At 62.0% G+C, this 12,536-nt stretch carries 12 protein-coding genes; 10 read left to right on the top strand and 2 right to left on the bottom strand.

Annotation, left to right across the window (positions count from 1 at the left end; translation table 11 throughout):
- Positions 1 to 22 precede the first annotated feature (22 nt).
- From BLU01_RS09095 to BLU01_RS09085, 3 genes are read left to right on the top strand one after another with little or no spacing between them, the layout of a single operon-like run.
- Positions 23 to 598, top strand: coding sequence for a YfiR family protein (locus tag BLU01_RS09095; RefSeq protein WP_092273696.1), 576 nt, complete (start codon positions 23 to 25; stop codon positions 596 to 598).
- A complete protein-coding gene (locus BLU01_RS09090) occupies positions 595 to 1,860 on the top strand; it encodes a diguanylate cyclase domain-containing protein (RefSeq protein WP_092273693.1) in 1,266 nt (421 codons plus the stop codon). Before BLU01_RS09095 ends, BLU01_RS09090 begins: the two co-directional genes overlap by 4 nt.
- Before the next feature lie 56 nt (positions 1,861 to 1,916).
- A complete protein-coding gene (locus BLU01_RS09085; RefSeq protein ID WP_092281539.1) occupies positions 1,917 to 2,369 on the top strand; it encodes an OmpA family protein in 453 nt (150 codons plus the stop codon).
- Here the strand turns inward: BLU01_RS09085 and BLU01_RS09080 are convergent.
- Entirely contained in the window at positions 2,366 to 3,313 is a 948-nt protein-coding gene (locus BLU01_RS09080; RefSeq protein ID WP_092273690.1) for a LysR family transcriptional regulator, read from the bottom strand. The genes BLU01_RS09085 and BLU01_RS09080 overlap by 4 nt on opposite strands.
- A 161-nt stretch (positions 3,314 to 3,474) precedes the next feature.
- Between BLU01_RS09080 and BLU01_RS09075 the strand changes: the two genes are divergently transcribed.
- Positions 3,475 to 5,001, top strand: coding sequence for a CoA-acylating methylmalonate-semialdehyde dehydrogenase (locus tag BLU01_RS09075; RefSeq protein ID WP_092273687.1), 1,527 nt, complete (start codon positions 3,475 to 3,477; stop codon positions 4,999 to 5,001).
- Positions 5,002 to 5,011: 10 nt separating this feature from the next.
- Positions 5,012 to 5,899, top strand: coding sequence for a 3-hydroxyisobutyrate dehydrogenase (gene mmsB / locus BLU01_RS09070; RefSeq protein ID WP_092273685.1), 888 nt, complete (start codon positions 5,012 to 5,014; stop codon positions 5,897 to 5,899).
- A 219-nt stretch (positions 5,900 to 6,118) separates the two neighbouring features.
- Here the strand turns inward: mmsB and BLU01_RS09065 are convergent, their stop codons facing one another.
- The gene (locus BLU01_RS09065) at positions 6,119 to 6,463 is read right to left on the bottom strand and encodes a cupin domain-containing protein (RefSeq protein ID WP_016783536.1); all 345 of its coding nucleotides are present in this window, start codon (positions 6,461 to 6,463) and stop codon (positions 6,119 to 6,121) included.
- Positions 6,464 to 6,996: 533 nt separating this feature from the next.
- On the opposite strand from BLU01_RS09065, the gene BLU01_RS09060 reads away from it, so the two are divergent.
- The 5 genes from BLU01_RS09060 to BLU01_RS09040 are packed head-to-tail and all read left to right on the top strand — an operon-like array spanning position 6,997 to position 12,491.
- Positions 6,997 to 7,566, top strand: coding sequence for an acyl carrier protein (locus BLU01_RS09060; protein WP_092273682.1), 570 nt, complete (start codon positions 6,997 to 6,999; stop codon positions 7,564 to 7,566).
- Positions 7,567 to 7,575: 9 nt separating this feature from the next.
- Positions 7,576 to 8,850 carry a beta-ketoacyl-[acyl-carrier-protein] synthase family protein gene (locus tag BLU01_RS09055; protein ID WP_092273679.1) on the top strand — a complete coding sequence of 425 codons (1,275 nt, stop codon included), beginning with the start codon at positions 7,576 to 7,578 and terminating at the stop codon, positions 8,848 to 8,850.
- Position 8,851: 1 nt separating this feature from the next.
- Positions 8,852 to 9,922, top strand: coding sequence for a beta-ketoacyl-[acyl-carrier-protein] synthase family protein (locus tag BLU01_RS09050; RefSeq protein WP_092273676.1), 1,071 nt, complete (start codon positions 8,852 to 8,854; stop codon positions 9,920 to 9,922).
- Positions 9,919 to 11,214: a beta-ketoacyl-[acyl-carrier-protein] synthase family protein gene (locus tag BLU01_RS09045; RefSeq protein WP_092273673.1), complete on the top strand. Its 1,296-nt coding sequence runs from the start codon at positions 9,919 to 9,921 to the stop codon at positions 11,212 to 11,214. Before BLU01_RS09050 ends, BLU01_RS09045 begins: the two co-directional genes overlap by 4 nt.
- The gene (locus BLU01_RS09040) at positions 11,211 to 12,491 is read left to right on the top strand and encodes a beta-ketoacyl synthase N-terminal-like domain-containing protein (protein WP_092273670.1); all 1,281 of its coding nucleotides are present in this window, start codon (positions 11,211 to 11,213) and stop codon (positions 12,489 to 12,491) included. Before BLU01_RS09045 ends, BLU01_RS09040 begins: the two co-directional genes overlap by 4 nt.
- The last annotated feature ends 45 nt before the right edge of the window (positions 12,492 to 12,536 follow it).

The following is a 12,536-nucleotide window of genomic DNA, read 5'->3' as shown; positions in this document are numbered from 1 at the left end:
TTTAATCGAAGAGAATCCCTGCATGAAGTTGGCTGTCCGGGTGACAGAGAGCGTTACCGGCTGCAAGCAACTATTGCTTGTTGTCGTGCTCTGTCTGCTGACCGGTGTCACATCCGCTCAACCTGAAACCGCCGTCAGCATGGCCGACCAACGGGCCAAAGCGGTGACCCAGGTTGTGCTCGGGATTCTCAGTTACGCGCGTTGGCCGGTCGAGCCTGCGCAACTGCGCCTGTGCGTGGTCGGCCCGACTCAATACACCGACGACCTGGTCAAGGGCTCGACCCAGGCCAGCGGACGTCCCGTCACCGTGCAACGCTTGCTTGCCGGTAATCCGGCGATTGCCAGCGATTGTGATGCCGTGTACATCGGCAAACTGACCGCCGATGAGCGCGGCCGTTTGTTTGCCTCGTTGATCGGGCAACCGATATTGAGCATCAGCGAAGGCAGCGACCCGTGCACCGTTGGCAGTCTGTTTTGCCTGCGGGTCAGCGATGATCAAGTGTCCTTCGAGGTCAACCTCGATTCCGTCGCGCGCAGTGGCGTGCGCATTCACCCGAGCGTGCTGCAACTGTCGCGCCGCAAGCCGGCGGCACCATGAGCCTATTCAAATCGAGTCATCGCCCCACGTTGCGTTCGGTCATTGGCCGCGGCCATTTGATTGTTGCGCTGGTCGGCGTGGCCATGGCCAGCGTATCGCTGACGTTCCTCGGCGTGTTGGCCCTGCGGGTCTACGCCGACCATAACCTGCACCTGATCGCGCGCTCGATCAATTACACCGTCGAAGCGGCGGTGGTGTTCAACGACAAGGCGGCTGCCACCGAAGCGCTGGCCTTGATCGCCTCTACCGAAGAAGTCGCCGACGCGCGGGTGCTCGACGAGCAAGGCGTGCTGCTCGCCCGTTGGCAGCGCCCGGAAACCGGATTCCTCTCTGATCTCGAAATGCAGATCGCCAAGGCGTTTCTGGAAAAACCGATCAGCATGCCGATCGTCCATCAGGGCCAGGAAATCGGCAGCATCGAGCTCACCGGTCACGGCGGCAGCCTCCTGCGCTTCTTGCTCAGTGGGTTGGTGGGAATCATTTTGTGCACGGCCGTCAGTGCCTGGGTCGCGTTGTATCTGGCGCGTCGACAATTGCGCGGCATCACCGGCCCGTTGCGCAGCCTCGCCGCGGTGGCGCACGCCGCACGCAGCGAACGCGCCTTCGACCGACGCGTGCCGCCCGCCGCCATCGCCGAGCTGGACAACCTCGGCAACGACTTCAATGCCTTGCTTGATGAACTCGAATCCTGGCAAACCCATTTGCAAAGCGAGAACGAAACCCTCGCCCATCAGGCCAGTCATGACAGCCTCACCGGGTTGCCCAATCGGGCTTATTTCGAAGGTCGGTTGATTCGTGCGTTGCGCAATGCCAACAAACTCAACGAACGCGTGGCGGTGTTGTTCCTCGACAGCGACCGCTTCAAGGAAATCAACGACAGCTTCGGCCACGCGGCGGGCGACGCGGTGCTGGTCGCGGTGGCCACTCGGGTTCGGGCGCAGTTACGCGAAGAAGACCTGGTGGCGCGCCTCGGTGGCGACGAATTCGCCGTGCTGCTGACACCGCTGCACAAGAACGAAGACGCCGAGCGCATTGCCGACAAAATCCTCGCCAGCATGGAAGTGCCGATCACCTTGCCCGGCAGCACCACGGTGTTGACCTCTCTCAGTATCGGCGTCGCGGTCTACCCCGATCATGGCTCCACGCCGGGGGCGCTGCTCAATGCCGCCGACGCCGCGATGTACCAAGCCAAGCGCCTGTCCCGAGGCGCCCAACAAACGGCCGGGTCGGAGCACCCAGCCCACGTTCAAACCAGGAGCTAATTTCCGTGTTTTCGATTCCCCAGCGTTCCCTGCGATTTTTCGCCGTCACCCTGTTCATGGCGTTATTGGCGTTGACCGGCTGCCAGACCGTCCCGCAACAAGGCCTGACCCCGGCGCAGATTGCCGTGCTTAAACAACAAGGTTTCGAGCTGACTGATGAAGGTTGGGCGTTTGGCCTGTCCGGCAAAGTCCTGTTCGGCAGCGACGTCGAAACCCTCAATGCGCAAAGCACCGAAATCGTCCAGGGCATCGGTAAAGCGCTGCAAGGCGCCGGCATCGAGCGGGTGCGGGTCGACGGGCACACCGATGGTTCGGGTAAAGAAACCTACAACCAGCAACTGTCCCTGCGCCGCGCGAAAAGCGTGGGCAATGTGCTGACCTCAGTCGGAATGAAACAACAGAACATCAAGTTGCAAGGCCTCGGCAGCACCGAACCGGTAGCGTCGAACGACACCCCGGCGGGCCGCACCGAGAATCGCCGGGTGGCGATCGTGGTGATTGCCGATTAATCGGCAAACAGCATTTCCCGACTTTCCCCCATCAACAAACTCCGATTCTGCTCAGTCACCTCGCGGATGTAATCCCACAACAGGGTGATCCGCTTGAGCTTCCTCAGGTCCTCGCGGCAGTACATCCAGAACTGCCGCGTGATGTTGATTTCCGCCGGCAACACCGGCAGCAGCCGTGAGTCCTGCGCCGCCAGAAAGCACGGCAGGATCGCCAGCGACCGCCCTTGCTGCGCCGCGACGAATTGCGCGATCACGCTGGTGCTGCGCAAGTTGGCGCTGGCGCCGGGCAGCACGTTGGCCAGGTACAGCAGCTCCGAGCTGAACGCCAAGTCATCGACATAACTGATGAACGAATGTTTTGCCAAGTCAGCCGGGCGGCGGATGGGTGGGTGTTTGTCCAAATAATCCTGGGTCGCGTAGAGCTGCAATTTGTAGTCGCAGAGTTTGCAGCAGACGTACGGCCCATGCTCCGGACGTTCGAGGGCGATGACGATATCGGCCTCGCGTTTGGACAGGCTGATGAAGTGCGGCAGCGGCAGGATATCGACCGAGATCGCCGGGTAGGCATCGACAAAATGGCTGAGCTGTGGGGTGATGAAAAAACTCCCGAAACCTTCGGTGCAGCCCATCCGCACATGCCCGGACAGCGCCACGCCGGAGCCCGAAACCTGCTCGCACGCCATGTGCAAAGTGCTTTCAATCGACTCGGCGTAACCGAGCAAACGCTGGCCCTCGGCGGTCAGCACGAAGCCGCTGGTGCGCGACTTCTCGAACAGCAAAGTGCCCAGCGCGGTTTCCAGCGAACTGATGCGGCGCGAGACGGTGGTGTAGTCCACCGCGAGGCGCTTGGCCGCGGTGCTGGCCTTGCGGGTGCGGGCGACTTCGAGGAAAAACTTGAGGTCGTCCCAGTTCAGCGAACCTAAAGACGTGATGTTTTTTTGCATGATGGACCGGCTTTTATGTGCGTTCTTATTAGAAGTTTGCACATCTATACTCCAAAAACCGTCCGACAACCAATTCGCGACACACGCCTCATCTCAAGGCGACTTACACGCCTTGGCTCCCTGCATAGCTTTCCAGATAAGAATAAGTCCAGGAGACCAGCATGAACGCATCGCTCACGCCAAACGAAACCACGGTCCAGAACGTCAAGCTGTTGATCGACGGCGAATGGGTTGAATCCCAGACCACCGAATGGCAGGACATCGTCAACCCGGCGACTCAGCAAGTACTGGCCAAAGTGCCGTTTGCCACTGCGCAGGAAGTAGACGCCGCGATCAGCGCCGCCCATCGCGCCTTCCAGACCTGGAAGCTGACGCCGATCGGCGCGCGGATGCGCATCATGCTCAAGCTCCAGGCATTGATTCGTGAACATTCCAAACGCATCGCCGTGGTCCTCAGCGCCGAGCAGGGCAAAACCATTGCCGACGCTGAAGGCGATATTTTCCGTGGCCTCGAAGTGGTCGAGCACGCCTGCTCCATCGGCACTTTGCAAATGGGCGAGTTCGCCGAAAACGTCGCGAGCGGCGTCGACACTTACACGCTGCGCCAGCCGATCGGCGTGTGCGCCGGCATCACCCCGTTCAACTTCCCGGCGATGATTCCGCTGTGGATGTTCCCGATGGCCATCGCCTGCGGCAACACTTTCGTGCTCAAGCCGTCCGAGCAGGATCCGCTGTCGACCCTGCTGCTGGTGGAACTGGCGATTGAGGCCGGCGTTCCGGCCGGCGTGCTCAACGTGGTTCACGGTGGCAAAGACGTGGTCGATGCGCTGTGCACGCACAAGGACATCAAAGCGGTTTCCTTCGTCGGTTCGACCGCCGTCGGCACGCACGTCTACGACTTGGCCGGCAAACACGGCAAACGCGTGCAATCGATGATGGGCGCGAAGAACCACGCCGTGGTCCTGCCGGACGCCAACCGCGAACAAACCTTGAACGCCTTGGTGGGCGCCGGTTTCGGCGCGGCCGGTCAGCGTTGCATGGCCACTTCGGTGGTGGTGCTGGTGGGTGCGGCCAAGCAATGGCTGCCGGATCTGAAGGCGCTGGCGCAGAAACTCAAAGTCAACGCCGGTAGCGAGGCGGGCACCGATGTCGGCCCGGTCATTTCGAAGCGAGCGAAAGCGCGGATTCTGGAGCTGATCGAAAGCGGCATCAAGGAAGGCGCCAAGCTTGAACTCGACGGTCGCGAGATCAGCGTTGCGGGTTTTGAGCAGGGCAACTTTGTCGGCCCGACGCTGTTCTCCGGTGTGACCACCGAGATGCAAATCTACACCCAGGAAATCTTCGGCCCGGTGTTGGTGGTGCTGGAAGTCGACACGCTTGATCAGGCGATTGCGCTGGTCAACGCCAACCCGTTCGGCAACGGCACTGGCCTGTTCACCCAGAGCGGTGCAGCGGCGCGCAAATTCCAGAATGAAATCGACGTCGGCCAGGTCGGCATCAACATCCCGATTCCGGTGCCAGTGCCGTTCTTCAGTTTCACCGGTTCGCGCGGTTCGAAACTCGGCGACCTCGGCCCGTATGGCAAGCAAGTGGTGCAGTTCTACACTCAGACCAAGACGGTCACCAGTCGCTGGTTCGATGACGACAGCGTCAACGACGGTGTGAACACCACCATTAACTTGCGTTAAGGAGCCGGACATGAAAATCGCATTTATCGGCCTCGGCAACATGGGCGCGCCGATGGCGCGCAACTTGATCAAGGCTGGCCACTCGCTCAACTTGGTCGACCTGAACAAAACCGTGCTCGCCGAACTCGAGCAACTGGGCGGCACCATCAGCGCTTCGGCTCGCGAAGCGGCGCAAAACGCTGAGCTGGTGATTACCATGCTGCCGGCCGCCGTGCATGTGCGCAGCGTCTGGCTCGGTGAGGACGGCGTGCTCGCCGGTATCGGCAAAGGCGTGCCGGCGGTTGATTGCAGCACCATCGATCCGCAGACGGCGCGTGATGTCGCCGCGGCCGCCGCCAAACAAGGCGTGGCCATGGCGGATGCGCCGGTGTCCGGCGGCACCGGTGGCGCGACGGCGGGCACGCTGACCTTTATGGTCGGCGCCACCCCAGAGCTGTTCGCAACGCTGCAACCGGTGTTGGCACAGATGGGCCGCAACATCGTCCATTGCGGCGAAGTCGGCACCGGGCAAATCGCCAAGATCTGCAACAATTTGCTGCTGGCGATTTCGATGGTCGGCGTCAGCGAAGCGATGGCACTGGGTGATGCATTGGGCATCGACACTGGCGTGCTGGCCGGGATCATCAACAGTTCGACCGGGCGTTGCTGGAGTTCGGAGATGTACAACCCGTGGCCGGGCATCGTCGAAACAGCGCCGGCCTCGCGCGGTTATACCGGCGGATTTGGTGCCGAACTGATGCTCAAGGATCTGGGGTTGGCGACCGAAGCGGCGCGTCAGGCGCACCAGCCGGTGGTACTCGGCGCGGTGGCCCAGCAGTTGTATCAGGCGATGAGCCAACGCGGGGAGGGTGGCAAAGACTTCTCGGCGATCATCAACAGCTACCGTAAACCGCAGTAACACCGCAAAAACTGTAGGAGTGAGCCTTTGTGGCGAGGGGGCTTGCCCCCGTTGGAGTGCGAAGCACTCCCCTGCATTTCCAGCAGTGACAGCGCGTTGGCAGATTTCACCACGGCTTCGCCGCCATACGGGGGCAAGCCCCCTCGCCACAACAGCCCTGCATCTGGGCTTTAGCGCCATTTACCGGGAATCACGTCGGGTGATTCCCGGTTTTTTGCATCAGGCAAACACGAAATACTTGCGCACGGTTTCGACCACTTCCCACGTGCCTTTCATCCCCGGCTCAACCACGAAAATATCCCCGGCGCGCAGGTGGATCGGCTCTTTGCCTTCCGGCGTGATGATGCAATAACCCTCGCGGAAATCGCAGTATTCCCACTTCACGTATTCGACGTACCACTTGCCCGGTGTGCAGATCCAGGTGCCCATGATCTTGCTGCCGTCTTCGCTGGTGTAGGCGTTGAGGTTGACGGTGTGCGGGTCGCCTTCGAGTTTTTCCCATTTGCAGGCGTCGAGGACGGGCAGCGGATGGGTGTCGCGAAGGACGGTGATGGGTGCGCTCATGTGGACTCCGGGGCAGTGGGCTGGGGAACTGAAGTCGCACGGTATAGCGCGCCGCAGTTGCGCAATTGTCTGTGCTCGACATTCAGATACTCAGCAGCGCTATTGCGGCTTGCCCCGGCCGCACTCACAAACCATCAAACTGCGGTAATTACCGCCCGCCCTGATATAGAGCAAGGGTTATGAAGTTATAACTGTTTACTTGTCCGGTTTTTGTTGCTTGTACGTCTGTGCTGTCTTTCGCAAGTTAGAACTTTCAGCCTGTTCCGGTATTCATCCGCGACACCGCGCTCTTCCTACCTTACCCAGCGTTTGTTAAGCAATTAAGACGTCCTTCACCCATCTGCGCACCAATAGAGTGCGGCGCCGAGGCAGTTTGAACGCCCGTCCGAAGTTGCTGAAAAACTTCAAATAGTTCGTTGACTCTCCCCTTAAGGACAGAGTTTAGATTTCCGCCGCGTGAGAAGTTTCTGTGGGAATAGTTACTTCTCCTGTGCCGAATTTATGAAGCAGTCACGATATATAGGGAGATAGACATGAACAATCCATTGGAATTGGAAAACGTTATTGCCAGCACTCGCGAAATCCTCGCGCAACTGCTGGTGATGAGCGCCGACGATATCGACGAAAACAGCAGCATCGTCGATGACCTCAGCGCGGATTCGCTGGACATCGTCGACCTGAGTTTTCAGTTGGGCCGTCAATATGGCTGCACGTTGCCGAAAACCAGCGTGTTGGATCACGCCGTCGCCGTGTGCGGCGACGCCAGTGAATTCCTGGTCAACGGTCGCATCACCGAGAGCGGCAAGGAACTGCTCGAACAGAGCTTGAGCGCCTACGCCCCGGAGCAACTCAAGGCCGGCATGCAACCGGCACAAGTGTTTGCCGCCACCACCGTGCGCAACTGGGCGCAACAGTGCCGCAATCTCTTCAACTACCTGCCGCAAGACTGCCCGGATTGCAGTTCCAGCCATGCGCTGTTGAACGAGCGTCAGCAAGTGGTCTGCGGTGCTTGCAGTGCGCGTCTGGTGCCGGCGGACGGTGACGAAGTTTCGCGTCGACTGGTGGAGCAGTTTGTCGCCACTCACGTCAAAGAAACGGTGTAGGGAGTTCTCATGCGGGCACGAGAAGTCTATGTGACCGGATTCGGTCTGGTGGCGCCCATGGCGCTGGACGCCGCCACGTTGTTCGAGCGGATTTGCCAGAAGCAATCCTGTGTCCGCGAACATCCACGGTTCAAGGCGTTGGGCTTCAACAACTGCGCGGCCGGTTTTATCGATGACGGCCAATGGCAGCAGATCGCCGCCGGGTTCGGCGGCAACGCTGCGCTGCATCCACGGCAAAGCGTGCTGGCCGATTACGTCGCCCGGCAAGCCTTGCAACATGCCGGCCTGACCCCGGCCGACGTTGCTCATGCGCGCAGCGGATTATTCCTCGGCGCCAACAAATACTGCGCTGACAGCGACGAGCTGCAGCGCGCCAGCCACTGCATGGATGAGGCCGGGCGCGTCGATCTCGATCGACTGCTGGCGCACCCGGCGCCGGCAAGTTCGCCGTTCGAGCGGCGGGTAGATCAGCAGACTCAACACCTCGCCGAGCGACTCGGGATCCGTGACCACATTTCCACCCATTCCGATGCATGTGCCGCCGGCACCATGGCAATTGGCAGCGCCTACCGGGCCATCGAGCGCGGCGAAATCGACCTGGCGATTTGCGGCGCCGTCGAATTGATGGCCAACGAACTGCCTTATTACATGTTCAACAGTCTCGGCGCGCTGTGCCAGGCCGACCTGCCGGCCAGCGAACAGAGCCGCCCGTTCATGCCCGACCGTTGCGGTTTCGTCATCAGCGAGGGCGCGGCGCTGGTCATCCTTGAATCCGCCGAACACGCGCAGCGGCGCAAAGCCACGGCGCTGGGCCGCGTATTGGGTTACGCGAATGTCTGCGAGGCGCAAAAAATGACCTCCAGCAGCCGCGATGGCAGCAAATACGAGGAATGCATGGAAGCGGCCATCGAAGACGCCGGACTGCTCGGCAGCGCGGTGCAACACGTCAACACCCACGGCACCTCCACGCAGGCCAACGACAGTTGCGAAGCGCTGGCGCTGCAACGGGTGTTTGCTCAAGGGCAGCAACACGTGACGTTCACCGCCAACAAATCGGCGATCGGCCATTCCCTCGCGGGCAGCGGCGCAATCGAAGCGGTGCTGTCGCTGATCAGTTTGCGCGACGGCGTGCTGTTGCCGACGTTGAACTACGACCACGACCGCGCCGAATACCCTGCGCTGAAATTCCTCAGCGAACCGGTGCGCCAGTCGATCAACGTGGTGATGTCCAATTCATTCGGTTTCGGCGGCGTCAACAGCTCGCTGATTTTGGGGAGGGCATGACATGAGCATTGCCGTTTACATCCATTCGGCGGCGGTTTTGAACGCTGCCAGCGACCCGTGCGGCAACCCGTGCGGCGACCTGCTCGGAACGCCGCCAGCGCCGCAACCCTTGGCATTCGACCCGACGCGCCGCGCCTTTGCCTTGGCCACGCCGAGCCTGGCCCGCGACCTGTTCGACCGCAAGATCCAGCGCAGCGTCGAGCCGCAAGGCCTGCGTCTGTTGCATTGCGTGGCCAGCCTGGCGCCGTCACTCGCGGCGCTGCAATTGCCGCCGACACGCATTGCGTTGACTGCAGCGATTCCGGAGGTCGACGCGCCGAGTCCTTGCTGGGAAGCGGTGCAGGCGATAAGCGAACAACCGCAAAAAGTGCTGGCACCGTTGTTGGCCAACACGCCGCCGCTGCACGCGCTGACACTGCTCAACAGCAGCGTGATGGCCTACGTCGCCGAAGCCTTGGAATGCCACGGCCCGATGGCGGGGTTTTGTTCCCAGGACAACGCCGGGCTCGACGCGTTGATTGAAGCTGTGCAGCAAATTGCCGAGCAACGCGCCGACGCCGCGCTGGTGGTCAGCAGCAGCCCGAACCTGACGCCGGCCCTGTATTTGCGCGAACCCAAGCCGCCGGCCGAGGTGATTTTCGGTGAAGGCGCGGCCGCGTTGCTGCTGGCATCGACACCGGCGCCGGACAGCGCCAATGCGCTGCGGGTCGTCGGGTTCGCCCGCGGTTACAGCGCCGATCCGCAACGCGCCGCGGCCGTCGGTGCCAAGGTCATCGAACAGGTTCTGAACGCGCAGAAACTTCGCCTCAGTGACGTGCAGGACATCGTCGCGAATGCCGATGATCCGCTGCTGAAAAACCTCTTCGCCGAACATCCTCGTGGCATTCAAAGCAGCCGTAGCGTGACCGGCGAACTCGGCGCCAGCGCTTTGCTGACGGAAATCGCCCTGACCTTGCAGCAGCGTCAATCCGCAGCGCCGACGCCCGGCCATACGCTGTTGGTCAGCCACAGCCGCGCCGGACATTGGGGCGCCTTGCTGTTGCTCAGCGAAACCATGGAGAAGCACACATGAGTGCAACACGGATTGTGATTACCGGCATGGGCGCCGTGACTGGGTTTGGTTTCGAGTGGCAGACCCTCTGGGAAAAAATGCTCGGCGCCGAACATTGTGTGCGCCCGTGGCAGCCCGACGGTTTGCAGGACGAAATCTTCCCGGTGCGCTACGCCGCCGCCGTCGACATGACGCTTTTGCCCGAGACCCTGCGCGACCATCCAGCCTGGACCGTGGCGCTGGAAAAACGCAGCCGTTTTGGCTGGGTCGCCGCCACCCAGGCCGTCAACGACAGCGGCCTGAGCGTCGCGCAAATGCGTGATGCCGCGGTGCTTTGCGCCTCCGGGGCGCCGCAACACATGCTCGCCGACATGCTGCTCGCCCAAGGCCCCGACGCTGCCGCGCCGAGCTGGCAACAGCTGATGCCGCGTGCCGCCGAAGTCAGCGCCGACGGCTCGCTGCGCCAGAGCAATGATCGGCTGGCGCGGGTGATTGCCGACGGCCTGGGTTGTGAAGGCCCGGTGATCAACATCAGCAGCGCCTGCGCTGGCGCGTCCCAGGCGATCGGCAATGCGTTCCAGATGATTCGTCGCGGCGAAGTCAGCGTGGCGATTGCCGGTGGCGCCGATTCGGTGTTGAACCTCGACACCATGGCCGCGCTGTACCTGCTCGGCGCGGCCTCCAGCGAACAGCGCTGGGGCGCCGATGTGTGCCGGCCATTCGACCGTGATCGCAGTGGCCTGATTGCCGGCGAGGGCGGCGGTTTTGTGGTGCTGGAAAGCCTCGAACACGCCTTGGCGCGCGGCGCCACGCCGTATGCCGAAGTGCTCGGTTTTGGCAGCAGCCTCGACGCCTACAAAGTCACCGCACCGCAACCCGAAGGGCGTGGCGCAGCGCTGGCGATGCAAGCGGCTCTGGACGACGCCGGTTTGCGCCCGCAGCAGATTGATCTGGTGAACGCCCACGGCACTTCGACGCCGCTGAATGACGTCGCCGAGACGCTGGCGATCAAAAGTGTGTTCGCCGAACACAAGCACTATCAGTCGCTGGCGGTCAGCGCCAACAAATCACAATTCGGCCACTTGATTGCGGCTGCCGGTGCACCGGAATGCATCGTCACCGCGCTGGCCTGTCTGAATGATCTGGTGACGCCAACCGTCAACCTGCACGCCGTCGATGAGCAATGCGACCTCGACTATTGCGCCGGGCAAGCAGTCAGCCGTCGGGTGGATTTTGCCTTGAGCAATTCGTTTGGTTTCGGCGGGCTCAACACTTCGCTGGCGCTTGGCAAATACCGGGAGCACGTACAATGACTGGCGCTAATGTACGTGTCGCGATTGCCGGCAGCGGCTGCGTGTTGGCCAGTGGCTGGGGCGTGCAGCGTTTCTGGTCGGCGGCCAGTGAAGCGCGGAGCGGCATCGCGCTGCTGCAATCGAAACTGTTTTACAGCGAGCGCGTCGCCGCGTTCGGGCATGTCGCCGAGGAAGACCATCAACGCAGTCGGCAGGACGTCGCGCAGAACTTGCAGCGCTACTGCCCGCCGGCGGTGATCTGGGGTGTCAGCGCGGTGCGCCAGGCGTTGGACGACGCCGGGCTGCAACCGGGCAGCGATGGCGTGCGTTATGGCCTCTATTGCTGCCAGGGCGGCTACACCCATCCGTCGATTGCTGCGTATGGCGAGCTGCTCCACGAATGCCGCGACCAGCGCCGCGCTGAGCCCGGCGATGAAAGCCGCGATGAAAGCTGCGATGAAAGCGGGGCCGACATGCAGCGCCTCGCTCGACGGGTATTGCAGGAGCGCGCACTCGATCCGTTCCTGGTGCTGAAAAGTCTGAGCAACGGTTTGCTCGGGATCATCAGCCTGGCGCTGAAACTGGAGTGCGAATGCAACGCCTACATGCAAGGCGTGGCGGGCAATCTGTCGGCCATGCGCGAAGCCTGCGCGGCGCTGCAAAGCGGCCGTATCGATGCGGCCATTGTGGTCGGCGCCGGCAGCGAACTTGACCCGTTGGCGTTGGCCGCACTGGCCGACGCCGGGGTGATCAGCACCGAGGGCAGCCACGACATGCTGGCGTTTGATCGCCGGGGCACGGGCGGCATTGCCGGGGAGGGCGCGGCGGCGTTGATTCTGCGCCGCGCCGACGATTTGCCGCCAGGGCCGAAAACCTGCGTCGCGGGGCTTTACGCGCATGCACGGCTGGACGCGTTGAGCCTGCCGGACAAACAGGCCGATCTGCTGATCAGCAGCGCCAGCGGCGATCCGCAAAAAGACGCCGACCTTGCACGCACGCTGGCTCGCGTCGGTGCTGCGCACATCACCAGTGCGGCATCGGTGACCGGCATTCTCAGCGGTGCGCCGAGCCTGGTCGATCTGATCCTCGCGCACCACGCACTACAGGCGCAAAGCGTGCCGCCGATCATCGGGTTGCAGCAATCAGTCGATGCGCATCTGCCGTTTGTGCTCGGCGAACGCCGCGACGCGGTGCTGCACGACTGCCTGATCATCAACCGCGACAGCAACGGTTTCAGCGCCTGTTACCAACTTGACTATCAGTACGAGCATCAGCACGACCATCAGCTCGCCCGCTAGCCGCCGGCGCGCACTCAAACATTTTTTCTACTCAAGGGATGTCAC

The sequence above is a fragment of the Pseudomonas prosekii genome (genome assembly GCF_900105155.1).
In the GTDB taxonomy this organism is placed as follows: Bacteria; Pseudomonadota; Gammaproteobacteria; order Pseudomonadales; family Pseudomonadaceae; genus Aquipseudomonas; species Aquipseudomonas prosekii.
This window is presented reverse-complemented; position numbering and strand designations above follow the sequence as displayed.

What these genes read in the sequence shown, in the direction of transcription:
- BLU01_RS09075 (WP_092273687.1), top strand. Translation starts at nt 3,475, where the DNA reads ATGAACGCATCGCTCACGCCAAACGAAACCACGGTCCAGAACGTCAAG.
- BLU01_RS09045 (WP_092273673.1), top strand. Translation starts at nt 9,919, where the DNA reads ATGAGTGCAACACGGATTGTGATTACCGGCATGGGCGCCGTGACTGGG.
- BLU01_RS09055 (WP_092273679.1), top strand. Translation starts at nt 7,576, where the DNA reads ATGCGGGCACGAGAAGTCTATGTGACCGGATTCGGTCTGGTGGCGCCC.
- BLU01_RS09060 (WP_092273682.1), top strand. Translation starts at nt 6,997, where the DNA reads ATGAACAATCCATTGGAATTGGAAAACGTTATTGCCAGCACTCGCGAA.
- BLU01_RS09065 (WP_016783536.1), bottom strand. Translation starts at nt 6,463, where the DNA reads ATGAGCGCACCCATCACCGTCCTTCGCGACACCCATCCGCTGCCCGTC.
- BLU01_RS09050 (WP_092273676.1), top strand. Translation starts at nt 8,852, where the DNA reads ATGAGCATTGCCGTTTACATCCATTCGGCGGCGGTTTTGAACGCTGCC.
- BLU01_RS09090 (WP_092273693.1), top strand. Translation starts at nt 595, where the DNA reads ATGAGCCTATTCAAATCGAGTCATCGCCCCACGTTGCGTTCGGTCATT.
- BLU01_RS09095 (WP_092273696.1), top strand. Translation starts at nt 23, where the DNA reads ATGAAGTTGGCTGTCCGGGTGACAGAGAGCGTTACCGGCTGCAAGCAA.
- mmsB (WP_092273685.1), top strand. Translation starts at nt 5,012, where the DNA reads ATGAAAATCGCATTTATCGGCCTCGGCAACATGGGCGCGCCGATGGCG.
- BLU01_RS09085 (WP_092281539.1), top strand. Translation starts at nt 1,917, where the DNA reads ATGGCGTTATTGGCGTTGACCGGCTGCCAGACCGTCCCGCAACAAGGC.
- BLU01_RS09080 (WP_092273690.1), bottom strand. Translation starts at nt 3,313, where the DNA reads ATGCAAAAAAACATCACGTCTTTAGGTTCGCTGAACTGGGACGACCTC.
- BLU01_RS09040 (WP_092273670.1), top strand. Translation starts at nt 11,211, where the DNA reads ATGACTGGCGCTAATGTACGTGTCGCGATTGCCGGCAGCGGCTGCGTG.